19 protein-coding genes and 1 pseudogene are annotated in these 23,788 nt (G+C 72.8%); 12 read left to right on the top strand and 8 right to left on the bottom strand.

The window, feature by feature from the left end:
* Window positions 1-27: 27 nt before the first annotated feature.
* The 4 genes from ACFYUS_RS20835 to ACFYUS_RS20820 form a co-directional block, all read right to left on the bottom strand.
* A complete protein-coding gene (locus ACFYUS_RS20835) occupies window positions 28-675 on the bottom strand; it encodes a DUF4126 domain-containing protein (RefSeq protein ID WP_388853861.1) in 648 nt (215 codons plus the stop codon).
* A 245-nt stretch (window positions 676-920) separates the two neighbouring features.
* Window positions 921-1,529: a TetR/AcrR family transcriptional regulator gene (locus ACFYUS_RS20830; protein ID WP_388853858.1), complete on the bottom strand. Its 609-nt coding sequence runs from the start codon at window positions 1,527-1,529 to the stop codon at window positions 921-923.
* A 19-nt stretch (window positions 1,530-1,548) separates the two neighbouring features.
* Complete coding sequence (locus ACFYUS_RS20825; RefSeq protein WP_388853855.1) at window positions 1,549-3,648, bottom strand: YhgE/Pip family protein; 2,100 nt, start codon at window positions 3,646-3,648, stop codon at window positions 1,549-1,551.
* A complete protein-coding gene (locus ACFYUS_RS20820) occupies window positions 3,620-4,498 on the bottom strand; it encodes an ATP-binding cassette domain-containing protein (RefSeq protein WP_388853852.1) in 879 nt (292 codons plus the stop codon). The genes ACFYUS_RS20825 and ACFYUS_RS20820 overlap by 29 nt, the downstream gene beginning before the upstream one ends.
* A gap of 161 nt (window positions 4,499-4,659) precedes the next feature.
* On the opposite strand from ACFYUS_RS20820, the gene ACFYUS_RS20815 reads away from it, so the two are divergent.
* The 3 genes from ACFYUS_RS20815 (at window position 4,660) to ACFYUS_RS20805 (ending at window position 6,702) form a co-directional block, all read left to right on the top strand.
* Entirely contained in the window at window positions 4,660-5,178 is a 519-nt protein-coding gene (locus ACFYUS_RS20815; protein WP_388853849.1) for an SAV_6107 family HEPN domain-containing protein, read from the top strand.
* 67 nt (window positions 5,179-5,245) lie between these two features.
* Window positions 5,246-6,034 carry a methyltransferase domain-containing protein gene (locus ACFYUS_RS20810; protein WP_388853846.1) on the top strand — a complete coding sequence of 263 codons (789 nt, stop codon included), beginning with the start codon at window positions 5,246-5,248 and terminating at the stop codon, window positions 6,032-6,034.
* A gap of 278 nt (window positions 6,035-6,312) precedes the next feature.
* Entirely contained in the window at window positions 6,313-6,702 is a 390-nt protein-coding gene (locus tag ACFYUS_RS20805; RefSeq protein WP_041128792.1) for a DUF3040 domain-containing protein, read from the top strand.
* Between the two features lie 159 nt (window positions 6,703-6,861).
* On the opposite strand, the gene ACFYUS_RS20800 is transcribed toward ACFYUS_RS20805, so the two are convergent.
* The 4 genes from ACFYUS_RS20800 to ACFYUS_RS20785 all read right to left on the bottom strand — a co-directional run bounded on the left by ACFYUS_RS20800 (window position 6,862) and on the right by ACFYUS_RS20785 (window position 12,298).
* Complete coding sequence (locus ACFYUS_RS20800) at window positions 6,862-9,252, bottom strand: DUF3488 and DUF4129 domain-containing transglutaminase family protein (protein WP_388853843.1); 2,391 nt, start codon at window positions 9,250-9,252, stop codon at window positions 6,862-6,864.
* Window positions 9,249-10,604, bottom strand: coding sequence for a DUF58 domain-containing protein (locus tag ACFYUS_RS20795; RefSeq protein WP_388853841.1), 1,356 nt, complete (start codon window positions 10,602-10,604; stop codon window positions 9,249-9,251). The genes ACFYUS_RS20800 and ACFYUS_RS20795 overlap by 4 nt, the downstream gene beginning before the upstream one ends.
* The gene (locus tag ACFYUS_RS20790) at window positions 10,604-11,635 is read right to left on the bottom strand and encodes an AAA family ATPase (protein WP_388853838.1); all 1,032 of its coding nucleotides are present in this window, start codon (window positions 11,633-11,635) and stop codon (window positions 10,604-10,606) included. Before ACFYUS_RS20790 ends, ACFYUS_RS20795 begins: the two co-directional genes overlap by 1 nt.
* Window positions 11,636-11,758: 123 nt before the next feature.
* Complete coding sequence (locus tag ACFYUS_RS20785; protein ID WP_388853835.1) at window positions 11,759-12,298, bottom strand: beta-class carbonic anhydrase; 540 nt, start codon at window positions 12,296-12,298, stop codon at window positions 11,759-11,761.
* 278 nt (window positions 12,299-12,576) lie between these two features.
* Here ACFYUS_RS20785 and rsmH point away from each other — a divergent pair, with 278 nt between their 5' ends.
* The 9 genes and pseudogenes from rsmH to ftsW all read left to right on the top strand — a co-directional run bounded on the left by rsmH (window position 12,577) and on the right by ftsW (window position 23,788).
* Entirely contained in the window at window positions 12,577-13,533 is a 957-nt protein-coding gene (rsmH, locus tag ACFYUS_RS20780; protein ID WP_388853832.1) for a 16S rRNA (cytosine(1402)-N(4))-methyltransferase RsmH, read from the top strand.
* Entirely contained in the window at window positions 13,530-14,060 is a 531-nt protein-coding gene (locus ACFYUS_RS20775) for a septum formation initiator family protein (protein ID WP_388853829.1), read from the top strand. Before rsmH ends, ACFYUS_RS20775 begins: the two co-directional genes overlap by 4 nt.
* Before the next feature lie 7 nt (window positions 14,061-14,067).
* Window positions 14,068-16,062, top strand: a complete 1,995-nt coding sequence (locus ACFYUS_RS20770; RefSeq protein WP_388853826.1) for a penicillin-binding transpeptidase domain-containing protein — start codon at window positions 14,068-14,070, stop codon at window positions 16,060-16,062.
* 33 nt (window positions 16,063-16,095) lie between these two features.
* A pseudogene (locus ACFYUS_RS20765) lies at window positions 16,096-16,794 on the top strand (penicillin-binding transpeptidase domain-containing protein); the annotation flags it as partial.
* A 16-nt stretch (window positions 16,795-16,810) separates the two neighbouring features.
* Window positions 16,811-18,475 (top strand): UDP-N-acetylmuramoyl-L-alanyl-D-glutamate--2,6-diaminopimelate ligase, encoded by a 1,665-nt coding sequence (locus ACFYUS_RS20760; protein WP_388853823.1) that lies wholly within the window; start codon window positions 16,811-16,813, stop codon window positions 18,473-18,475.
* Between the two features lie 4 nt (window positions 18,476-18,479).
* On the top strand, window positions 18,480-19,904 hold the full coding sequence (gene murF / locus ACFYUS_RS20755; protein ID WP_388853820.1) for a UDP-N-acetylmuramoyl-tripeptide--D-alanyl-D-alanine ligase: 1,425 nt from the start codon (window positions 18,480-18,482) through the stop codon (window positions 19,902-19,904).
* Window positions 19,901-20,971, top strand: coding sequence for a phospho-N-acetylmuramoyl-pentapeptide-transferase (gene mraY, locus ACFYUS_RS20750; protein ID WP_388853817.1), 1,071 nt, complete (start codon window positions 19,901-19,903; stop codon window positions 20,969-20,971). Before murF ends, mraY begins: the two co-directional genes overlap by 4 nt.
* Window positions 20,953-22,392: a UDP-N-acetylmuramoyl-L-alanine--D-glutamate ligase gene (gene murD, locus ACFYUS_RS20745; RefSeq protein ID WP_388853814.1), complete on the top strand. Its 1,440-nt coding sequence runs from the start codon at window positions 20,953-20,955 to the stop codon at window positions 22,390-22,392. The genes mraY and murD overlap by 19 nt, the downstream gene beginning before the upstream one ends.
* A 55-nt stretch (window positions 22,393-22,447) precedes the next feature.
* Window positions 22,448-23,788, top strand: a complete 1,341-nt coding sequence (ftsW, locus tag ACFYUS_RS20740; protein WP_388853811.1) for a putative lipid II flippase FtsW — start codon at window positions 22,448-22,450, stop codon at window positions 23,786-23,788.

Raw genomic sequence — 23,788 nt, 5'->3', positions numbered from 1 at the left:
CACCACCGGAGGGCAGGCCGGTCACGGTCAGAAGTGCTCCGAGCCGTCGCCCGGCGGGGCCTGGGACCGTGGCCGCGCCCCCGGGGCCGCGAGCCGTCTCTCCTCCCGCCGACGGGACCAGCGCCGCCAGCCGCGGCGGATCTGCTTGGCCAGGAAGACCAGTACCGCCAGGCCCGCCAGGAGCAGGACGGCCGCGACGACCGACGCCGCCACGGGATGGAAGACGGCGAAGGTGACGATCGCCGCCACCCCGAGGTCCTCCGCCAGGCTCAGCGCGATGTTCGAGAACGGCTCCGGCGAGGTGTTGACCGCCATCCTCGTCCCCGCCTTGACGAAGTGGCTGAGCAGGGCCGTCGAACCGCCGACCGCGCCCGCCGCCAGCTCCGGCAGCGAACCGTTCTGCCCGGCGAGCAGGGCGCCGACCACGGCCCCCGCGACCGGCCGGATCACCGTGTGGACGGAGTCCCATATCGAGTCGACGTACGGGATCTTGTCCGCCACCGCCTCGCACAGGAACAGCACGCCCGCCACGACGAGGACGTCGGTGCGCTGGAGGGACGCGGGCACCTCGTCGGTCAGCCCGGCCGCGCCGAGGACGCCGAACAGCAGGACCACCGCGTACGCGTTGATCCCGCTCGCCCAGCCGCTGGTGAACACCAGGGGGAGTACGGACACGCCCGTGATCGTAACCAGGACTGAGTATCCGTACCTAGAGGGCGAGATGAGTAGGGGCGCGGATGGGGCCGGTACCGGCGGGAGGGGAGAGTGGAGCCCACGGAAGGGGCGCGGCTCCGGTACCGCCGGCACGGGGCTGCGGAACGGGGCCGCGCACCTGCCGGCACGGGGGCGTGAACGAAGAAGCCGGTGCGGCGGGGCTCGGGGGGACCGAGCCTCGCCGCACCGGCTTCGCGCGTGTGTCGTCAGCGGCCGCCGACGCGGCCGTGCAGCAGGCGGGACAGCGCCGCGTGCACGTCGTCGAGGGACCGCTCGCTCTGGAAGGCCTGCCAGTCGAGCGCCGCCACGAGCACCATCCCGACCAGCGCCGAGGCGGTCAGCTGGACGTCGATCTCGTCGCTCAGCTCACCGGCCGCCACCCCCTCGCGCAGCACGCCCTCCACCACCGCGACGGCCTCCTGACGGACCACCAGGAGGGTCGAGTTCCAGGCGCGTCCGGTGCGCCAGAGCTCGGCCACGTACAGCTGGGTGAAGGCCGGGTAGCGGTCGATGAAGACGAGACCCGCCCGGATCATCGCGTCCAGCGCCTCGACCCGGCTCCCGCCGCGCTCGGCGGTCTCCTCGGCCGCCGAGCGCAGGGAGGCGGCGAGCAGCGACACCCCGTGGCGCAGCAGCTCCTCGAAGAGCTCGGTCTTGCTCTTGAAGTTGTAGTAGACCGTGCCCTTGGCCACGCCGGCCCGCTCGGCGATCTCGTCCACCGTCGTCGCGGAGAAGCCCTGCTCCGCGATGAGGGTGACGGCCGCCTCGTAGAGCTTCGTGCGCGTGGCCTGGCGTCGGGTGCTGCTGCTGTCCATGGCGTCGATTCTCACAGGTTCAGAGCGACAGTTCGGGGTGAAGCCGGTCCAGCGTCCACACCTGCTTCTTGCGCGCCGAGACGGCGGTCAGGGCCAGGGCGCCGACGGTGAAGGCCGCCAGGACCGCGCAGGCCTCCCAGACCGGTCCGAGCCCGCCGCCCGTGATGAGGCGGCGCAGCGCCTCGACCACGTGGCTCATCGGCAGGAACGGGTGCACCGCGTTGAAGAAGGCCGGGCTGGTCTGGACGGGGTACGTGCCGCCCGCCGAGGTCAGCTGGAGCATCAGGAACGCGAGCACCAGGATCCGGCCCGCCGCGCCGAAGCGGGCGTTGAGCCACTGGATGATCGCGGCGAAGCAGCAGGTGACCAGGGCGAGGAAGCCGATCGTGCCGGCGGCCCGGGCCATCTGGAGGCCGAGGCCCCAGTGCAGGACCGACATCAGGGCCGCGACCTGGAGGATGCCGATCGCCGCCACCGGCAGCCAGCCCGCCAGCGCGATCCGCCAGGCGGAACCGCCCGCCGCGAGGGCGCGCCGGTTGAGCGGCTGGATGATCATGTACGCGACCATCGCGCCGACCCAGAGGGAGAGCGGGATGAAGTACGGGGCGAAGCCGGTGCCGTAGTTGGGCGCCTTGTGCAGGGACTGGGAGGCAAGCTTCACCGGGTCGGCCATGACCTCCGTGCGCCGGTCGCGGTCCTGCCGGTCGTAGTCGGGGATCTGGTCGACCCCGTCCTTCAGGCCGGTGGCGAGGGTGCCCGAGCCGTCGGCCAGCTTGAACAGGCCGCCGTCCAGGGCGCCCGCGCCCTTCTTGAGCTTGCCGACACCGCTGTCGAGGCTGACCGAACCGGTCTTGGCCTGCGTGATGCCGGTGTGCAGCCGGTCCGCGCCCGCCGCGACCTGCTGCGCGCCCGTGTTGAGCTGGTTGATCTTCCGGATGGCGCCCTCGACGTCCTCGTCGAGGTGCGGGGCGCGGGCGGCCAGCTCGTCGGCCTGCTTCTTGAGCTTGGCCAGGCGCGCGTCCAGGGTCTTCAGGTCGGTGCTGTTGTCCTTGGTGAGCTCGTGCACGTCGTCGGCGATCGTGGCCACGTCGCCGGCGGTGACGGAGGCCTCCTTGAGCTTCGCGCAGACCTTGGGGTCGAGCGGGGGAGCGGTGGGGGCGGCGTCGACGCACAGCTCGCGGTCGAGCCGTGCGAGATCGCCGTCGGCCTTGTGGGCGGCGGAGCGGACCAGGGGCGCGCGCCTGACCAGGTCGTCCAGGTCGTGGCGGGCGGCCGTGGCGGAGTCGGAGACGAGGCGGGCGGTGTCGCGGATCGACTTGCCGTTGTTCGCCAGGTACGGACGGACCTTGTCGGCGGTGCCGTTCACCTTGTCGGCGAGGGCCTGCGTGCCGTTCGCGACCTTGCGGGAGCCGCTCTCCAGGTCCTTGGCGCCCTTGTCGAGCTTCTTCAGGCCGGCGGCCAGGTCACCGCTGCCGGTCTTGGCGTCCGTGAGCCCGTCCGACAGGCTCTTGGAGCCCTTCTTCGCCTGGTCCACGCCCTCCTTGAGGTCGGCCGCGCCCTTGGCGGCCTTCGCCGTGGCGTCGTGGATGTCGGAGAAGGAGATGAAGATCTTGTCGAGGAAGCTGCGCGAGGACTTCGTGGAGGCCGCGCTGCGCACCTCGGCGAAGACCGTCCGGGAGATCGAGCCGACGATGTAGTTGTTCGCGTCGTTCGTCCGCACCTGGAGCGCGCCGGTCTCGGGGGAGTCGCCGGAGCTGGAGGCGATGCGGGTGCTGAAGTCGCCGGGCATGGTCAGGGACAGGTAGTACGTCCCGTCCTCCACGCCCTTGCGCGCCTCGGCGTCGCTCACCTCGTGCCACTCGAAGGTCTTGCTCTCCAGGAGCCCCTCGGTGATGTCGTCACCGGCGTTGATCTTCTTGCCGGCGGCGGTGGCGCCCCGGTCCTCGTTGACGAGGGCGACGGGGATCTTGTCGAGCCTGCTGTACGGGTCCCAGAACGAGTACAGGTACAGGGCGCCGTACAGCAGGGGCAGCAGCAGGATCGCGACGAGCGCGGCGCGCGGCAGCTTTCCCCTGCCGAAGCGCTTCAGCTCAAGCGCGGCCAGTTTCGGCGAGCGCATCGGCCGCCCCCTCCTCGGTCGTGGTGTCGGTGGTGACGCCGGCGGCCGTCTCCCCGACGGCGGTGGGGTCACCGGTGGTGCCGGTGTCGGTGGTGGCCGGGGCTTCGGCGGTGGCGGCCGGGGTCTCGGCGGTGCCCTCGCCGGCGAGGGCCGTGATGCGCAGGGCGTCCTCGGGGGCCTCGCTGCAGACGGCGAGGACCGTCGTCCCGGAGGCGGCCAGGGAGCGCAGCAGCGCCCAGGCCTCGGCGCGGTCGGCGTCCGAGAGCTTCAGGTCCAGGTCGTCCACGGCGAGCAGCCGGGGGCGGTTGATCAGGGCCAGGGCGATCGAGAGCCGCAGCGCTTCGAGGCGCTCCAGATCCCGTACGGAGGTCCGCTCGCCCTTCGGCAGGGAGTCGAGGTCCAGGCCCGCGGCCGCCACGGCCTCGTCGATCCGGGCCCGGGCCGTCGCCGCGCGCTCGGCGGGGCGCCGCAGGAGCGCCCGTACGGAACCGTCGAAGCGGCGCTGGAGCAGGGCCCGCTCGCGCAGGTGCTCGGCGACCGTGAAGGCGGGGTCGAGCTCGCTGACGCCCGGGACCTGGCCGAGCGCGGTGATCCGGCGCACGGCGGCCATCTTGCGGGGGAGGGCGAGGCCGCCGACCTCGGCGTGGCCCTCCTTGGCCTTCATCCGGCCCGTGAGGGCGAGCAGCAGACAGGTGCGCCCCGAGCCCGAAGGACCCTCGATCGCCACCAGCGCCCCGGGCTCCGCCCGGAAGGAGACCTTCCGGAAGGCCCAGCCGCGCGGCCCCTTCAGCCCGAAGCCGTCCGCGACGACGGCGGCGCCGTGCGGCTGCTCCTCGGTTTCCGCGCCCACGGACTCACCCCCCACTCCCCTTTTGAACTGACCAGTCAGTTCAAAAGTTACCCCTGAGTCGGGAATCAAGCAAAACCCCAGGTCGGCGTGATTGTCAGTGGGGCACTGCACGATGAACACATACGGCCACAGCGCCGTCACGCGACGACAGGAGGCTCGTCATGGCCAGCCCTTCCGCAGCAGCCACGCCCCGCCGCCGTCCCACCCCCGGGGAGACGGGACCCGGCTCCGACATCCACCCCGTCCGGCGCCGCTCCGCCGCCCCGCCCGCCGCCCTCGACCTCCTCGCCAAGTCCCACGCCGGACTCGCCGAGGCCGCCCTCCTCGACCGCCCCCACGAGCGGTACGCCACCGCCCACCTCGCCGCCCTGCGCGCCGCGGCCGCCGTGCTCGCCGCCCGGGCCAGGCCCGACACCCGGCCCCGCCACCGGCAGCGCATAAGGAGCACCTGGGAGCTCCTCCCCGACCTCGCCCCCGAGCTGACCGAATGGAGCGCCCTCTTCGCCGCCGGCGCCCCGCGCAGGGCCCGCGCCGAGGCCGGCATCAGCGGCGCCGTCACCCGGCGCGAGGCCGACGACCTGCTCCGGGACGCCGAGCACTTCCTGCGCCTCGTCGAGCGGCTGCTCGCCCTCCATCCCGTGCTGCCCCTCCAGCCCGGGACCGACGGGAGCCCGGGATGATCCGAAAGGCGAGGGCGAGGCCATAGGGTGGGGAGCGTCCAGACCCGTCACCGAGGAGTCAACAGCCGTGCCGGACCCTTCCCCTGTCTTCGGCCGTGAGGCGTCGTCGCGCCCGTCGCGCGCCTCCCTGCGTACCGCCGTCGTCTGGGACGTCCTCAAAGACGCCCTGGACCGCCGGGTCGAGGCCACCGGGAAGGACAGCCTCGACGTCCTCGACACGGGCGGCGGCTCCGGGAACTTCGCGGTGCCGGTGGCCCGCCTCGGCCACCGCGTCACCGTCGTCGACCCCAGCCCCAACGCGCTCTTCGCCCTCGGGCGCCGGGCCGCCGAGGCCGGCGTCGCCGACCTCGTGACCGGCGTCCAGGGCGACGTCCGGGGCCTCTTCGACGTCGTCGAGCGCGACTCCTACGACGCCGTGCTCTGCCACGGCGTCCTGGAGTACGTCGACGACCCCGCCGAGGGCGTGCGGAACGCCGCCGCCGCGCTCCGCCCCGCCGGCAGCCTCAGCCTGCTCGCCGCCGGGGTCGGCGGCGCCGTCCTCGCCCGCGCCCTCGCCGGCCACTTCACCGAGGCCCGGCACGCGCTCGACGACCCGGCGGGCCGCTGGGGCACCGGCGACCCCGTGCCCCGGCGCTTCACCGCCGAGCAGCTCGCCGAGCTGGCCGACGAGGCCGGACTGGAGGTCGGCGCCGTGCACGGCGTCCGGGTCTTCGCCGACCTGGTCCCCGGCGCCCTCGTCGACACCGAGCCCGGGGCCGCCGAGGCCCTCCTCCGGCTGGAGGCGGCCGCGGCGGAGCTCCCCTCCTTCCAGGCCATCGCCACCCAGCTGCACGTTCTCGGCCAGAAGCGGGCCTGAGCAGGACGGCCACCCGTCCGGCGGTGTGGGCCGTGGTGCCCCATGGAGTACGCCACAGCCCGCCCGATATGGGGCTCCGCCCCGTATGATCGGGGGACACCATCCGGCATGACGGACAAGGGGCTGGGGAATCAACGCCTCAGCAACCGATCCGCATGGCGGCCCGGATTGGCTATTCGGCATTGAGATTGAGGGCAGGTTTCACGGGGGCGATTCCCTGCCTATCCTGAAAGGGCCGCAAACCGGTCGCCCCCGCGACCGACGACTAGGAGGACTCCGTGCCGCTCTCGGAGCACGAGCAGCGAATGCTCGAGCAGATGGAGCGAGCGCTGTACGCCGAAGATCCCAAGTTCGCGACAGCGCTCGAGGGAAGCGGACTGCGTACGTACACCCGGCGACGGGTTTACCAGGCAGTCGTCGGCTTCCTGGTGGGTATCGCGCTCCTCATGGCCGGAATGGTCGCACAGCAGATCTGGATCAGCGTGGTGGGTTTCCTCGTCATGCTGGGCTGCGCGGTCCTGGCGGTCACCGGATGGCGCAAGGCGCCCAAGCCGGGCGAGCAGCGGGCGGCCGGAGGCCGCCAGGCTCGGCAGCGACGCTCCATGATGGACCGGATCGAAGCGCGGTGGCAGCGTCGCCGCGACGAGCAGCAGGGCGGCGGCCACTGACGGCCCCTGAGCGGTAGTCCCGCGCCCCCGAAAACACCCGAGCCCCGCAGGACCCGCGCCACTCGGCGCGCCCCCTGCGGGGCTCGACCCGTTTCCGGGCCCGCGCGGGCCCGCGCCGCCCGCGACGGGGCGGGGCGGCCCCGCGACGGACGGACCCCGTCAGCCGGCCTCGCGGCGGAGGAACGACGTCGCCCGGGACGTCGCCGCATGGCGGCGGTTCGACCAGTGGGCCGTCCATGACGACCAGCGGGCCGACGCGGCCCAGCGGAGGCGGGCGGCCGAGCGGGGGGCGAGGAGGGCGCGGAGGCGGGTGCGGCGGTCGGCGGCCGCGTGGAAGCCCGCACGGACCCGCGCCGCCTCGGAGGCCAGGTCCGCGACGGGCTGCGGCCGGGGCGCGTACAGCACCTCCTCCACCGCCCGCGCCACCCGGTGCACCGCGTCGGCGGACTCGCCGCGCAGCTCGCCGAGGCGGACGATCCGCGCCGCGGACTTCCTCGGCGTGAGGGAGTCGTCCGGCTCGACCCCGTGGTCCCAGGCCGTGTCGTTGATCTCCTGCCAGACCGGGAGCGCGGCGGCGTCCGGGCCGAGCCGCCGGGCCCGTACCCGCGTCCGCCAGAGCAGGGGGAGGAGGGGGAGGGAGAGGAGCAGCAGGGCCGCGAGGGACAGCAGGAGGACCGTCCGGAGGTCCGGGCCCGAGCCGTCCCCCGAGGCGCCCGCCGTCGCCGCGTCCGGCCCGCAGTCGCCGAGCTTCTTCATCTGCGGGGTGCAGCTCTCCGGGGAGGTCGGCGCGGCGGACGGCTGAGCCGAGGAGCTCTGCTGCGGCTGCGCGGGCCCGGTGGCCGTGCCCGAGGGCGTGTTCTCCCGGGTGTACGAGGGGGTGGAGCCCCGCGAGGGGGTCGGTTCGAACCGCGTCCACCCGGCGCCCTCGAAGTACAGCTCGGGCCAGGCGTGCGCGTCCCGGATGCCGACGGAGACCGAGCCGTCGGTCTGCGTCGTGCCCGGCATGAAGCCCACGGCCACCCGCGCCGGGATGCCGAGCGAGCGGGCCATCGCCGCCATGGAGAAGGAGAAGTGGACGCAGAAGCCCTCCTTGTCCTTCAGGAAGCGGGAGATCGCCTGCGTCCCGGTGCCGGACTCCACGTCGACGTCGTAGCGGAAGCCGCCGTCCTGGGCGAACCAGTCCTGGAGCCTCACCGCCCGCTCGTAGTCGTTCCGCGCGCCCTTGGTGACGGTCAGGGCCGTCGCCCTCACGTCGGCCGGCAGCGACGCGGGCACCTTGGTGTACTCGCGGCGCAGCTTCTCCGGGGCGGGCAGGGCGCCGGCCAGCTGCTCGGCCGTCGGCTGCACCTCCAGGCTGGCGACCTGGTAGCGGGCGCCCCTGGTGGTCTGCTTGTCGTCGCCGACGAGCATCCGGCCGGCCGGCTCGTACCGCCAGCGTCCGCCGATGTCGACCCGGGCGGCCGGGTACGGCATCGGCAGCCACTTCTGCTCGTACGCGTCGGAGGCGACGAAGTTGCTGGTCACCTCGGTGACCCGGACGCTCTGGGAGAGGCCGTCCGGCCAGGGCAGCCGCTGGGGGACGTCCTCGATCGGGCGGACCGAGGACTTCCACGAGGTGCCGTCGAACTGGTCGAGCGCGACGAGCCGCAGATACATGCCGCTGGTGTCGCGGGCGTTGGTCCGGTAGCGCAGGACCTCCCGGTCCTCCGGCTGGCGCAGGTTGTTCTGGAGGGAGACCAGCGGGTTCACGGCGGAGATCGTGCCGCCCTTGCCGGAGCCCCCGCTGCCCTCGCCGCCACCGCCGAAGAGGCCGCCGGAGAAGCCGGGCAGCGCGAACGGCACGACCAGCGCGACGCCCATGGCGACGGCGCCGATCCGGCGGCCGGTGCGGGCCGGGGCGAAGGCGGGGCCGCCGCCGGCGGCGACGCTGGAGCCGGGCCGGCCGGAGCGCTGGGCACCGCCGAAGACCCGCCCCCACTGGGAGAGCCGGTCGCGGCCCTCGGCGAGGAGCAGCAGCAGATAGCCGGAGGCCGCGAGGAGGAACCAGAGCCAGCCGGCGCCGCCGCCGGAGAGGCCGGCGGCCACCGAGTACAGGGCGAGCAGCGGCAGGCCGGCCGGGGCCGCCTTGCGGAAGGTGACCGCGAGGCCGTCCACCAGGAGCCCGATCGCGACGACGCCGCCGACCAGCATGAGCCGGATGCCCTCGGTGTCGGGCGCGGGGATCGCGTACCGGCCCACGTCCGCGGCGCCCGCCCGGAACAGTTCGGCGGCGTGCGTGAAGACCTCGGGGCCCGGGACGATCCAGAGGAGGGCCTGCTCGCGGGCGAAGAACAGGGTCAGCGCGAGGAGCGCGGTGACGGCCTGGGCGAGGAGCGTCAGCGGCCGGGCCAGCGGCACCCGGCGGGTCAGCATGCCCACCCCGCTGACCAGGGCGAGGACGAAGGCCGCCGTGAAGATCCAGGTCGCCGGCTTCACCAGGGGGAGCAGCGCCCCGGCCGCCATCAGGGTGGCGCCCCAGGAAGCGAGCGTCAGCCGTGTGCGGCCGCTCATGACCATCCTCCGTAGGTGTCGGCGGCGGCGGTCTCCGGACGGAGCCCGGCCGCCTGCTGCCACAGGTCGGCGAGGGAGGCGCCGGGCGGTACGGCCAGTGCCGTCCAGCCCGCCTCCCGCAGCTGCCGCACCCGGTCCTCGACCGCTCCGGCGACCGCGCCGGCGGTGAGCCAGGTGCCGGAGTCCAGGACGAAGGCGACGGCCGCGCCGGACCGTCCGCGCATCTTGGCGGTGAGGGCGGCCTGCTCCTCGTCGAGGTCGCCGAGGAAGGCGATGAGCAGCCCGTCGCCGCCGCCGCGCAGCACGTCGGAGGCGCGGGAGAGCCCGGCGCCCTCGGAGTGGTCGACGACCGCGAGGGTGTCCATCATCAGACCGGCGGCCTCGGCCGAGTCCTGGGCCGAGCCGGCGAAGCCCTCGGCCCCCTCGCCGGGGATCGCGCTGCCGGTGTCGGTGAGCAGCCGGACCGCGTAGCCGCGCTCCAGCATGTGGACGAGCACGGAGGCGGTGCCGGAGACCGCCCATTCGAAGGCGGAGTCGGGGCCCGCGCCCTGGAAGGCGATCCGGCGGGTGTCGAGGAGGACGGTGCAGCGGGCCCGCTGGGGCAGTTCCTCGCGGCGGACCATCAGCTCGCCGTAGCGGGCGGTGGAGCGCCAGTGGACCCGGCGCAGGTCGTCGCCGTGCCGGTAGGTGCGCGGGATGACGTCGTCGTCGCCGGCGAGCGCGAGGGAGCGGGACTGCCCGTCCCCGTATCCCGAGGCCTCGCCGAAGAGCCTCACCGGCGGGAGGGCCTCGGTCCTGGGGACGACGGTGAGGGTGTCGTACGCGCTGAAGGAGCGGGTCAGCTCGCACATCCCGAAGGGGTCGTTGAGCCGGAGCTGGAGCGGGCCCAGCGGGAAGCGGCCGCGCAGGTCGGAGCGGACCCGGTAGGACACCTCGCGCCGCCCGCCCGCCTCGACCCGGTCGAGGACGAAGCGGGGGCGGGGCCCCAGCATGTACGGCACGTGGTCCTGGAGCATCAGGAGGCCGGTGGGGAGCTTGGAGACGTTCTCCATCCGCAGCTGGACCCGGGCCTCGGTGCCGGTCTCGACCCGCTGGGGGGTGAGGCGGCGGGAGGCGGCGACCCGGTAGCGGGTCCGGTGCAGCACGAGGACGCAGATCAGCGGGAGGGCGGCGAGCAGCAGCCCGACGCGCAGCAGGTCGGCCTGGCCGAGGACGTACGCGCAGACGGCGGCGGCCACCCCCGCGGCGAGGAAGGAGCGGCCGCGGGTGGTCAGACCGCCGAGGGCGGCCCGCAGCCCGCCCCGGTCGTCCTCGTCGCCCCGCTGTCCGTCCGGCACGGCGGCGCCACTCATCACAGCCGCCGGGCGCCGGGCTGCTGCTGGCCGTAGAGCGGCCCGGCATCCGGTCCGGCGGACGGTCCGGAGGCCGGGACGGGGGTGCGCTGGATGATCTCGTGGACGACCTGCTCGGCGGTGCGCCGGTTCAGCTGGGCCTGCGCCGTCGGCAGCAGCCGGTGGGCGAGGACGGGCGCGGCGAGGGCCTGGAGGTCGTCCGGCAGGACGTACTCGCGGCCGCTGAGCGCCGCGGAGGCCTTGGCGGCCCGCAGCAGGTGGAGCGTGGCCCGGGGGGAGGCGCCGAGCCGCAGGTCGGGGTGGGTGCGGGTGGCGGCGACGAGGTCGACCGCGTACCGGCGCACCGCGTCGGCGACGTGGACCGCGCGCACGGCCTCGATCAGCTTGAGGACGTCGTGGGCGTGGGCGACCGGCTGGAGGTCGTCCAGCGGGGAGACGGAGCCGTGCACGTCGAGCATCCGGAGCTCGGCCTCGGCGCTCGGGTAGCCGATGGAGACGCGGGCCATGAAGCGGTCGCGCTGGGCCTCGGGCAGCGGGTAGGTGCCCTCCATCTCGACCGGGTTCTGGGTGGCGACGACCATGAACGGGCTGGGCAGCTCGTACGTCTGGCCGTCGACCGTGACCTGGCGCTCCTCCATGGACTCCAGGAGCGCGGACTGGGTCTTCGGCGAGGCGCGGTTGATCTCGTCGCCGATCACGATCTGGGCGAAGATCGCGCCCGGCTTGAACTCGAAGTCCCGCCGCTGCTGGTCGAAGATGGACACGCCGGTGACGTCCGAGGGCAGCAGGTCCGGGGTGAACTGGATCCGGCGCACCGAGCAGTCGATGGACCGGGCCAGCGTCTTGGCCAGCATGGTCTTGCCGACGCCGGGGACGTCCTCGATGAGGAGGTGCCCCTCGGCGAGCAGCACGGTCAGCGAAAGCCGTACGACCTCGGGCTTGCCCTCGATCACGCTCTCCACCGATCGGCGGACTCGCTCCACAGTGGTGGTCAGATCAGCGAGGCTCGCTCGATCGTCATAGGTCGTCACCCCGGCCCTCCTCGGCCTTTCGGAACTGTCGTCCGAGCATTGTTGTTGCCGTGGCCGGGCCTGTCACTCGCATGCGGACAAGTGCGGGGGAAATGCCAGGGTTTGACGGGTTAAGTTGCTGGTTTAAGCCGGGTCGATCTCGCGCAGCAGGCCCGTCGTCACGTCGAAGACGAAGCCGCGGACGTCGTCGGCGTGCAGCAGGAAGGGGGAGGTCCGCACCCGCTGCATCGACTGCCGGACGTCCTGGTCGACGTCGCGGAAGGCCTCGACCGCCCAGGCCGGGCGCTGGCCGACCTCGTCCTCCAGCTCGTGCCGGAAGTCCTCGGTGAGGGATTCGAGACCGCAGTTCGTGTGGTGCACGAGCATCACGCTGCGGGTGCCCAGGGCCCGCTGGCTGATGGTGAGCGAGCGGATCACGTCGTCGGTGACCACGCCGCCGGCGTTGCGGATGGTGTGGCAGTCGCCCAGTTCGAGGCCGAGGGCCGCGTGCAGGTCGAGACGGGCGTCCATGCAGGCGACGACGGCGACGCGCAGCACGGGATGCGCGTCCATTCCCGGGTCGGAGAAGTCGGCGGCGTAGTGTGCGTTGGCCTCGACGAGACGGTCGGTGACCGTGGGGCCGGTGCGTATGGCGTCGGCTGAGGGGTGCGCGGAGGTCGACATGGTTCCGACGGTAGTGGTCACACCTCTTTCCGGCCCGCTGTGAGAGGGGACAAAGAACCTCAATGAGTCTTGTTGTGAGCTAATCCACAGATGGGGCTCCCCGGGCCGCGCGGCGCGCCAGTCGGTTGATTGACCGGCGCGTCCCGTGGACTAAAGTGACGCGGAGTTCACGGAGACAACGAGCGATTTCCGCGGTTTCTCCCCCCGTGTGTGCGGCGGTACCTACGGCTCGGCCCCTCCCGCGGTACGTGCCTCCGCGCCGGCTCTGAGAGGGCGCATTGAGCAACGACCGACACGTCCCGGTGATGCTCCAGCGGTGCCTGGACATGTTGGCCCCCGCCCTGGAGCGCCCCGGAGCGGTCGTCGTCGACTGCACCCTGGGCCTCGGCGGCCACAGCGAGGCCATGCTCGCGCGGTTCCCCGAGGTGCGGCTCATCGGCCTCGACCGCGACAAGGAGGCCCTGCGGCTCTCCGGCGAGCGGCTCGCCCCGTACGGCGACCGGGCCACCCTCGTCCACGCCGTGTACGACGAGCTGCCCGAGGTCCTCGACCGGCTCGGCATCCCCAAGGTGGACGGCGTCCTCTTCGACCTGGGCGTCTCCTCCATGCAGCTGGACGAGGCCGACCGCGGCTTCGCCTACGCCCAGGACGCGCCGCTCGACATGCGCATGGACCAGACGACCGGCATCAGCGCGGCCGAGGTCCTCAACACCTACCCGGCGGGCGAGCTGGTCCGGATCCTGCGCGCGTACGGCGAGGAGAAGCAGGCCAAGCGGATCGTCTCCGCGATCGTGCGCGAGCGCGAGAAGGAGCCGTTCAGCAACAGCGCCCGGCTCGTCGAGCTCATCCGCGACTCCCTGCCCCAGGCCGCCAAGCGCACCGGCGGCAACCCGGCCAAGCGCACCTTCCAGGCCCTGCGCATCGAGGTCAACCGCGAGCTCGAAGCCGTCGAGAACGCGATCCCGGCGGCCGTGAAGGCCCTCGCCGTCGGCGGACGGGTCGTCGTCCTCTCGTACCAGTCCCTGGAGGACCGGATCGTCAAGGGCGTCTTCGCGGCCGGCGCGGCGACCACCGCCCCGCCCGGACTCCCGGTCGTCCCCGAGAAGTACCAGCCCCGGCTGAAGCTGCTCACCCGCGGCGCCGAGCTGCCCACCGAGGAGGAGGTCGCCGAGAACCGGCGCGCCGCCCCCGCCCGGCTCCGGGGCGTCGAGCGCATCCGGGAAGACGTCCTGTGAGCACGGCGAAGGGGCCCCTCAAAGGGCGGGCCGCGCGGCTCGGACGGCTCATGCCGTCGGGGCCCAGCTCGGCCGCCCGCACCCCCTTCGTCCTGCTCGTCGTGGTCCTGCTCGGCGGCGGGCTGATCAGCCTGCTCCTGCTGAACTCGGCCCTCAACCAGGGCTCCTTCAAACTGAACGAGCTCAAGAACAAGACCACCGAGCTCACCGACGAGGAGCAGGCGCTCCAGCGCGACGTCGACGACTACGCGGCCCCCGACGCCCTGGAGCGCCGCGCCCGCGAACTCGGCATGGTCCCGGGCGGCAGCCCCGCCTTCCTCGGCCCGGACGGCAAGGTCCTGGGCGAGCCGTCGGTCGCGGTCGCCCCCGAACCGAGCCCGAAGCCGACCCCGAAGCCCACCCCGAGGCCCACGCCGCCCGCTTCCGCCGGCGCCCCGAAGCCGTCGGCGAACACCGGCACCGCTCCCACCGGCACCAGGCAGGCCCCGGCGGCGCCCGCGACGACCCCGACGACCCCCGGCAGGTGACCGAGCAGTGCCCCCCAAGGAGCCCCCGCGCCGTCGCGTCCCCGGTCCCGCCGGGCCCGCACGTCCCCGGCCCGCCTCCGCCGGAGCCCGCACGCCCGGAGCACGCCCGTCCCGTCCCGTCCCGCGCCCGGCCGCGAAGCGGACCGCGCCGCGGCCTCCGGCCCGGCAGCCCCGCACGATCCGGCTCGGCAAGCCGCGGCCCCGGCTGCGCCTGATCGCGCTCGGGCTGACGCTCGTCATGCTGGTCTTCGTGGTCCGGCTGCTCCAGGTCCAGGCCGTCGACGCCGGCGCGTACGCGGCCAAGGCCGACAAGTACCGCTTCCAGGAGTACACGCTCTCCGCCGAGCGCGGCGAGATCACCGACCGCAACGGCATCGCGCTCGCCGACAGCGTCGACGCGTACGACATCACCGCCGACCCCAAGCTCTTCACCCCCGAGGAGTCGAAGCTCCCCGACGCCCCCGAGCAGGCGGCCGCGCTCCTCGCCCCGATCCTCGGCAAGGAGCCCGCCGAGCTCGCGAAGAAGCTCCGTACCCCCAAGTCCCGCTACACCCTGCTCGCCCGCAAGCGGACCCCGCAGGTCTGGAACCAGATCAAGGACCTCAAGAAGGTCTACGGGCAGAAGGCCCAGGCCGTCGGCGGCAACGGGGTCAACCTCCTCGGCGGCATCCTCAGCGAGCCCAGCACCAAGCGCGTGTACCCGAACGGCGGGCTGGCCGCCGGGATACTGGGGTACGTCAACGCCGAGGGCCGCGGCGCCGGCGGCCTGGAGTCCATGCTCGACGCGGAGCTCGCCGGCAAGGACGGCAAGATCCGCTTCACCCAGTCCGGCGGCCGCCAGGTGCCGACCGCGGGCTCCCAGGGCACCCCCGCCGTCCCCGGCTCCGACATCGAGCTGACCATCGACCGGGACATCCAGTGGGCCGCCCAGCAGGCCATCACCGAGCAGGTGAGGAAGTCCAAGGCCGACCGCGGCTACGTCGTCGTGCAGAACACGAGGACCGGCGAGGTCCTGGCCATGGCCAACGCCCCCGGCTTCGACCCCAACGACCTCTCGGCCGCCAACTCGGCCGCCATGGGCAACGCCGCCCTCCAGGACGCCTACGAGCCCGGCTCCACCGCCAAGGTCATGTCCATGGCCGCCGTCCTGGAGGAGGGCAAGGCGGCCCCCGACACGCACGTCACCGTCCCCAACCGGCTCCACCGCGGCGACCGGCTCTTCAAGGACGACATCGACCACATCACCTGGTACCTGACCCTCAACGGCGTCCTCGCCAAGTCCAGCAACATCGGCACCATCCTCGCCACCGGCCAGCTCGGCAAGGACCAGGCCGAGGCCAACCGGGTCCTCCACTCCTACCTGCGCAAGTTCGGCATCGGCAGCCCCACCGGCCTGGACTTCCCCGGCGAGACCCCCGGCATCCTCGCCAAGCCCCAGGACTGGTCCACCTCGCAGCAGTACACGATCCCCTTCGGCCAGGGCCTCTCCGTCAGCGCCATGCAGGCCGCCTCCGTGTACTCGACCATCGCCAACGGAGGCGTACGGATCGAACCGACCCTCGTACGCGGCACCAAGGGGCCCGACGGGCGCTTCGCGGCGGCCCCCGCGCCCAAGGAGTCCCGGGTCGTCAGCGAGAAGACCGCCAAGACCCTCTCCCAGATGCTGGAGTCCGTCGTCAAGGACCGGGAGGGCACCGGCACCAAGGCCGCCATCCCCGGCTACCGCGTCGCGGGCAAGACCGGCACCGCCAACCGCGTCGACCCCGAGCTCGGCTACTACAAGGGCTACACCGCCTCCTTCGCCGGTTTCGCCCCCGCAGACGACCCGCAGATCACCGTCTACTGCGCCATCCAGAACCCCACCAAGGGCAGCTACTTCGGCGGCCAGATCTGCGGGCCCATCTACAAGAAGGTCATGGAGTTCGCCCTCAAGACCCTCCACGTCGCCCCCACGGGCAGCGAACCCGCCCGACTGCCGGTCACCTTCGAACCCACCCCGTGACACTCCGGGAGCACCAGTGACAACGATCACCCCGCCACCGGCCAGCTCGGCAAGGACCAGGCCGAGGCCAACCGGGTCCTCCACTCCTACCTGCGCAAGTTCGGCATCGGCAGCCCCACCGGCCTGGACTTCCCCGGCGAGACCCCCGGCATCCTCGCCAAGCCCCAGGACTGGTCCACCTCGCAGCAGTACACGATCCCCTTCGGCCAGGGCCTCTCCGTCAGCGCCATGCAGGCCGCCTCCGTGTACTCGACCATCGCCAACGGAGGCGTACGGATCGAACCGACCCTCGTACGCGGCACCAAGGGGCCCGACGGGCGCTTCGCGGCGGCCCCCGCGCCCAAGGAGTCCCGGGTCGTCAGCGAGAAGACCGCCAAGACCCTCTCCCAGATGCTGGAGTCCGTCGTCAAGGACCGGGAGGGCACCGGCACCAAGGCCGCCATCCCCGGCTACCGCGTCGCGGGCAAGACCGGCACCGCCAACCGCGTCGACCCCGAGCTCGGCTACTACAAGGGCTACACCGCCTCCTTCGCCGGTTTCGCCCCCGCAGACGACCCGCAGATCACCGTCTACTGCGCCATCCAGAACCCCACCAAGGGCAGCTACTTCGGCGGCCAGATCTGCGGGCCCATCTACAAGAAGGTCATGGAGTTCGCCCTCAAGACCCTCCACGTCGCCCCCACGGGCAGCGAACCCGCCCGACTGCCGGTCACCTTCGAACCCACCCCGTGACACTCCGGGAGCACCAGTGACAACGATCACCCCACATTCCGGGAACCGGAAATCGAACTCCGGCGAGGCCCCGGGCTCTTTTGGCCCCGCACAGGGTGCGCCCGGTACGCTCACCGCCGTGCCACACGCTGATCAGTACAGAAACGCCCCACCCCGGCCGGAGCAGGCCCGCCCGACACCCCTGGGCGACCTGGCCGCGCAGCTCGGGGCCGACGTCTCCGAGACCACCGAGATCTCGGGCATCACGCACGACTCGCGGGCCGTGCGCCCCGGGGACGTGTACGCGGCCCTGCCCGGCGCCCGCCTCCACGGCGCCGACTTCGCCGCCCAGGCCGCCGGACTCGGCGCCGCCGCGATCCTCACCGACCCGGCGGGTGCCGAGCGCGCCGCCGCGACCGGCCTCCCGGTCCTCGTCGTGGAGAACCCGCGCGGCCGGATGGGCGAACTCGCCGCCGAGATCTACGGGCGCCCCGGCGAGGACCTCCTGCAGATCGGCATCACCGGCACCTCGGGCAAGACCACCACCGCCTACCTCGTCGAGGGCGGGCTGCGCGGCTCCGGGCGGAAGACCGGGCTGGTCGGCACGGTCGAGATGCGGATCGGCGACGAGCGCATCAAGTCCGAGCGCACCACCCCCGAGGCCACCGACCTCCAGGCCCTCTTCGCCGTCATGCGCGAGCGGGGCGTCGAGGCCGTCGCCATGGAGGTCTCCAGCCACGCCCTCGTGCTCGGCCGGGTCGACGGCTGCGTCTTCGACGTCGCCGTCTTCAACAACCTCAGCCCGGAGCACATGGAGTTCCACTCCGACATGGAGGACTACTTCCGGGCCAAGGCCGCGCTCTTCACGCCCGAGCGCAGCCGCCTGGGCGTGGTCAACGCCGACGACGCGTACGGCCGCAGGCTCGTCGCGGAGGCGACCGTCCCGGTCGTCACCTTCTCCGCCGAGGGCCGCGCGGACGCCGACTGGCGCGCCGAGGACCTCGTCCTCGGCTCCCACGACTCGACGTTCACCGCCGTCGGCCCCGAGGGGGAGCGGATTTCGGCCACCGCCCCGCTGCCCGGCCCGTTCAACGTCGCCAACACCCTCGCCGCGATCGCCACCCTCGCCGCCGCCGGCCTGGACCCGAAGGCCGCCGCCGAGGGCGTCGCGGCCGTCCCCGGCGTCCCGGGCCGCCTGGAGCGGGTCGACGCCGGACAGCCGTACCTCGCGGTCGTCGACTACGCGCACAAGACGGACGCCGTCGAATCGGTCCTGCGCTCCCTGCGCGAGGTCACCGAGGGCCGGCTGCACGTGGTCATCGGCTGCGGCGGCGACCGGGACACCACCAAGCGCGGCCCGATGGGCGCCGCCGCCGCCCGGCTCGCCGACACCGCCGTCCTGACCTCCGACAACCCCCGCTCCGAGGACCCCCTGGTGATCCTCACCGCCATGCTCGCCGGCGCCGCCGAGGTGCCCGCGGGGGAGCGCGGCGCCGTCCTGGTCGAACCCGACCGGGCCGCCGCCGTCGCCGCCGCCGTCGCCCGCGCGCGGCCCGGCGACACCGTCCTGGTCGCCGGCAAGGGCCACGAGCAGGGCCAGGAGATCGCCGGGGTCGTACGCCCCTTCGACGACCGTCAGGTCCTGCGCGAGGCGATTCTCAGCCAGCAGGACGCACACCGCCACGAGAACAGTCAGGGATGAAGCAGTGATCGCCCTCTCCCTCGCCGAGATCGCCGAAATCGTCGGCGGGCAGGCGCACGACATACCGGATCCGGCCGCCCGGATCACCGGGCCCGTCGTCATCGACTCCCGCGAGGTGCGGGCCGGCAGCCTCTTCGCGGCCTTCACCGGTGAGCACGTCGACGGCCACGACTACGCGGAGCGCGCCGTCGCGGCCGGAGCGACGGCCGTGCTCGCCGTCCGTCCCGTCGGCGTCCCCGCCATCGTCGTGGACGACGTCCAGACCGCGCTCGGGACCCTCGCCCGCGCGGTCGTGGAACGGCTCGGCACCGATGTCGTCGCCCTCACCGGCTCGGCCGGCAAGACCTCCACCAAGGACCTGATCGCCCAGGTCCTCGACCGGCACGCGCCCACCGTGTGGACGCCCGGCTCGCTCAACAACGAGATCGGCCTGCCGCTCACCGCGCTCCGCGCGAGTGACGAGACCCGGCACCTGGTCCTGGAGATGGGCGCCCGCGGCATCGGCCACATCCGCTACCTGACGGAGCTCACCCCGCCCCGCATCGGCCTCGTCCTCAACGTGGGCACCGCCCACATCGGCGAGTTCGGCGGCCGGGAGCAGATCGCCGAGGCGAAGGGCGAGCTCGTCGAGGCCCTGCCCTCCGCCGAGGAGGGCGGAATCGCCGTCCTCAACGCCGACGACCCCCTCGTCCGCGCGATGGCCAGCCGCACCAAGGCCCGCGTGACCCTGTTCGGAGAAGCGGACGAAGCGGCCGTACGGGCCGAGAACGTCCACCTCACAGAGAACGGACAGCCTTCTTTCAGGCTTCACACACCCACCGGGTGCAGTGACGTGACCTTGCGCCTGTACGGTGAGCACCACGTGTCGAACGCGCTCGCAGCGGCCGCCGTCGCGCACGAGCTGGGCATGCCTGTCGAAGAGATCGCCACCGCGCTCTCCGAGGCCGGCACCCTGTCGCGCTGGCGCATGGAGGTCACCGAGCGTCCGGACGGCGTGACGATCGTCAACGACGCCTACAACGCGAACCCCGAGTCCATGCGAGCCGCCCTGCGCGCGCTCGCGGCCATGGGCAGGGCCGCACAGGCCCGAGGGGCTCGTACGTGGGCGGTGCTCGGCAAGATGGCCGAGCTCGGTGACGCATCGCTCGTCGAGCACGACGCGGTCGGACGGCTTGCCGTCCGGCTCAACGTCAGCAAGCTCGTCGCGGTCGGGGACAGGGAAGCGTCCTGGCTGCAACTGGGCGCATATAACGAGGGTTCGTGGGGTGAGGAGTCGGTGCACGTGTCCGACGCGCAGGCGGCTGTCGACCTGTTGCGCAGGGAGCTGCGTCCGGGGGACGTCGTCCTTGTGAAGGCTTCCAGGTCGGTCGGTCTCGAACAGGTCGCGCTGGCGCTCCTCGACACCGAGGGCGAGGTCACCGGCCGATGAGGCAGATCCTCTTCGCGGGGGCCATCGGGCTCTTCCTGACCCTGATCGGCACGCCGCTGCTGATCAAGCTCCTCGCCCGCAAGGGGTACGGGCAGTTCATCCGTGACGACGGCCCGCGCGGTCACGCCGGGAAGAAGGGCACGCCCACCATGGGCGGCATCTCCTTCATCCTGGCCACGCTCATCGCGTACGCGCTGGCCAAGGTCATCACCGGTGAGGACCCGACGTACTCGGGCGTCCTGGTGCTGTTCCTCATGGCCGGCATGGGCCTGGTCGGCTTCCTCGACGACTACATCAAGATCGTCAAGCAGCGTTCGCTCGGTCTGCGGGCCAAGGCGAAGATGGCCGGCCAGCTGATCGTCGGCATCGCCTTCGCGGTGCTCTCGCTCCAGTTCGCGGACGTGCGCGGGCTGACCCCGGCCTCCACGAAGCTCTCCTTCATCACGGACTTCGGCTGGTACATCGGCCCGGTGCTCTTCGTGGTCTGGGCGCTCTTCATGATCCTGGCCATGTCCAACGGCGTGAACCTGACGGACGGCCTGGACGGTCTGGCCACCGGCGCCTCGGTGATGGTCTTCGGCGCGTACACCTTCATCGGGCTCTGGCAGTTCCAGGAGTCCTGCGCCAACGCGATCACGCTGACCAACCCCAACGCCTGCTTCGAGGTCCGCGACCCGCTCGACCTCGCGGTCGTGGCCTCCGCGCTGATGGGCGCCTGCTTCGGCTTCCTCTGGTGGAACACCTCGCCCGCCAAGATCTTCATGGGTGACACCGGCTCGCTCGCCCTCGGCGGCGCCCTCGCCGGTCTCGCCATCTGCTCCCGTACGGAGCTCCTCCTCGCGCTGCTCGGCGGCCTGTTCGTCCTGATCACGATGTCCGTGGTCATCCAGGTCGGTTCGTTCAAGCTGACCGGCAAGCGCGTCTTCCGGATGGCCCCCCTCCAGCACCACTTCGAACTCAAGGGGTGGTCCGAGGTCCTGGTCGTCGTCCGGTTCTGGATCATCCAGGGCATGTGCGTGATCGTGGGCCTGGGCCTCTTCTACGCGGGATGGGCAGCGGACAAGTGACAGAACAGCTCGACTGGAACGGCAAGAAGGTCACCGTCGCGGGGCTCGGGATCTCCGGCATCCCGGCCGCCCGCGTCCTGCACGCCCGCGGCGCGCTCGTGACCGTCGTCAACGACGGCGACGACGAGCGCTCCCGGGCGCAGGCCGCCGAACTGGAGGCGGAGGGCATCACCGTCCGCCTCGGCGACGGGGCGACCCTGCCGGCCGGCACCGAGCTGATCGTCACCACCCCCGGCTGGCAGCCCGACAAGCCCCTCTTCGCGGCCGCCGCCGAGGCGGGCGTGGAGGTCTGGGGCGACGTCGAGCTGGCCTGGCGCCTCCGCGGCCCCGAGGCCGCCCCCTGGCTCGCGGTCACCGGCACCAACGGCAAGACCACGACCGTGCGGATGCTCGCCTCGATCCTGGAGGCGGCCGGCCTGCGGACCGCCGCCGTCGGCAACATCGGCGTCTCGCTCCTCGACGCCGTCCTCGGCGAGCAGGAGTACGACGTGCTCGCCGTCGAGCTCTCCAGCTACCAGCTGCACTGGGCGCCCTCCGTCCGCGCCCACTCGGCCGCCGTGCTCAACCTGGCGCCCGACCACCTCGACTGGCACGGCTCCATGGAGGCGTACGCCGCCGACAAGGGCCGCATCTACGAGGGCAACAAGGTCGCCTGCGTCTACAACGTCGCCGACGAGGCGACCGAGGACCTGGTGCGCGAGGCCGACGTCGAGGAGGGCTGCCGCGCCATCGGCTTCACCCTCGGCACCCCCGGCCCCTCCCAGCTCGGCGTCGTCGAGGGCATCCTCGTCGACCGGGCCTTCGTCGAGAACCGGCAGAAGAACGCCCAGGAGCTCGCCGAGGTCGCCGACGTCCAGCCCCCGGCCCCGCACAACATCGCCAACGCCCTCGCGGCGGCCGCCCTCGCGCGCGCCTTCGGCGTCGAGGCGAAGGCCGTACGGGACGGCCTCAAGGCCTTCCGGCCCGACCCGCACCGCATCGAACTGGTCGAGGAGGTCCAGGGAGTCACGTACGTCGACGACTCCAAGGCCACCAACACCCACGCCGCGGAAGCCTCGTTGGCCGCCTACGACCCGATCGTCTGGATCGCCGGCGGCCTCGCCAAGGGCGCGACCTTCGACGAGCTCGTCCAGAAGTCGGCGAAGCGCCTGCGCGGAGCCGTCCTGATCGGCGCCGACCGGGCCCTGATCCGCGAAGCCCTGGCGCGACACGCCCCGGAGGTCCCGGTGGTGGACCTCGACCGGACCGACACTGGTGCGATGTCCGAGGCGGTCCGCGAAGCGGCCCGGCTCGCCGCCCCGGGGGACACGGTCCTGCTCGCCCCGGCCTGCGCCTCGATGGACATGTTCACGAACTACAACAAGCGGGGCGAGGCCTTCGCGGACGCCGTCCGCGCCCTCGCCGCCACCGGGGACGCCTGACCCGACCAGCGGGAGGGTCCGGCCGGACCGGGCACGACCGGAGGGGACAGCGAGCATGCCGAGCAAGATCGCCGGGACGCGCCGGCCCTCCGCCGCACGCGGCGGGGGGCGGGCTCCCGCGACCCCGCGGCGGGCGCGCGGCGGGGGCGTACGGGGGCTGTACAGACGGGCGCAGAAGGCCTGGGACCGGCCTCTGACGGCGTACTACGTGATCATCGGCGCCGCGCTGCTCATCACCACGCTCGGCCTCGTGATGGTCTACTCCGCCTCGATGATCACGGCACTCCGCTACGAGCTGGTGCCCTCCTACTTCTTCCGCAAGCAGTTCTTCGCCGCCCTGCTCGGCACCGGACTGCTCCTGGCCGCCTCGCGGATGCCGGTCAAGCTGCACCGGGCCCTCGCCTATCCGATCCTGGTCGGTGCGGTCTTCCTGATGGTGCTCGTCCAGGTCCCCGGGATAGGGCGCAACGTCGGCGGCAACCAGAACTGGATCTCGCTGGGCGGCCCCTTCATGCTCCAGCCCAGCGAGTTCGGCAAGCTGGCGCTGATCCTGTGGGGGGCCGATCTGCTCGCCCGCAAACAGGACATGAAGCTGCTCGCCCAGTGGAAGCACATGCTGGTGCCGCTGGTCCCCGGCACCCTCCTGCTGCTCGGGCTCATCATGCTCGGCGGCGACATGGGCACCGCGATCATCCTCACCGCGATCCTCTTCGGCCTCCTGTGGACCGCCGGAGCGCCCACCCGGCTCTTCGTCGGGGTGCTCGCGGTGGCCGGCGCGATCGGGGCGCTGCTCATCAAGACGAGCCCGCACCGGATGGACCGCTTCCAGTGCATCATGGCCTCCGACCCCGGCGGCGAGGGAGCCCCCTGTCTGCAGGCCGCGCACGGAATCTATGCTCTGGCCTCGGGCGGATGGTTCGGTTCCGGACTCGGCGCGAGCGTCGAGAAATGGGGTCAACTCCCCGAAGCCCACACCGACTTCATCTTCGCGGTCACCGGTGAGGAACTGGGCCTCGCGGGGACGCTGTCGGTACTCGCCCTGTTCGCGGCTCTAGGCTATGCGGGTATCCGCGTGGCCGGAGGCACGGAGGACCCCTTCGTGAGGTTCGCCGCGGGAGGTGTGACCACCTGGATCACGGCCCAGGCCGTGGTCAACATCGGTGCGGTGCTCGGTCTGCTGCCGATCGCCGGTGTCCCGCTCCCGCTGTTCTCCTACGGAGGGTCGGCCCTGCTGCCGACCATGTTCGCCGTCGGGCTCCTCGTCGCCTTCGCGCGACAGGAACCCGCCGCGAAAGCGGCCCTGGCCATGCGCCGCCCCGGCTGGGGCAAGCGGGCCGGGAAGAGATGGAAGTCGATGCGACGGCGCGTCAAGAAGCGCCCGTCCGGAGAGCGGTGA

The sequence above is a fragment of the Streptomyces sp. NPDC004284 genome, assembly GCF_042874035.1.
Classification (GTDB): Bacteria; Actinomycetota; Actinomycetes; order Streptomycetales; family Streptomycetaceae; genus Streptomyces.
Note: the sequence above shows the minus strand (reverse complement) of the source record. Positions and strands in the feature narration are given on the sequence as shown.

Bases quoted from the DNA above. Each gene is read 5' to 3' on its own strand.
- ACFYUS_RS20795 (WP_388853841.1), bottom strand. From the start codon at position 10,604: ATGAGTGGCGCCGCCGTGCCGGACGGACAGCGGGGCGACGAGGACGAC.
- ACFYUS_RS20815 (WP_388853849.1), top strand. From the start codon at position 4,660: ATGGCCAGCCCTTCCGCAGCAGCCACGCCCCGCCGCCGTCCCACCCCC.
- ftsW (WP_388853811.1), top strand. From the start codon at position 22,448: ATGCCGAGCAAGATCGCCGGGACGCGCCGGCCCTCCGCCGCACGCGGC.
- ACFYUS_RS20830 (WP_388853858.1), bottom strand. From the start codon at position 1,529: ATGGACAGCAGCAGCACCCGACGCCAGGCCACGCGCACGAAGCTCTAC.
- murD (WP_388853814.1), top strand. From the start codon at position 20,953: ATGGGCAGCGGACAAGTGACAGAACAGCTCGACTGGAACGGCAAGAAG.
- ACFYUS_RS20800 (WP_388853843.1), bottom strand. From the start codon at position 9,252: ATGAGCGGCCGCACACGGCTGACGCTCGCTTCCTGGGGCGCCACCCTG.
- mraY (WP_388853817.1), top strand. From the start codon at position 19,901: ATGAGGCAGATCCTCTTCGCGGGGGCCATCGGGCTCTTCCTGACCCTG.
- ACFYUS_RS20825 (WP_388853855.1), bottom strand. From the start codon at position 3,648: ATGCGCTCGCCGAAACTGGCCGCGCTTGAGCTGAAGCGCTTCGGCAGG.
- ACFYUS_RS20785 (WP_388853835.1), bottom strand. From the start codon at position 12,298: ATGTCGACCTCCGCGCACCCCTCAGCCGACGCCATACGCACCGGCCCC.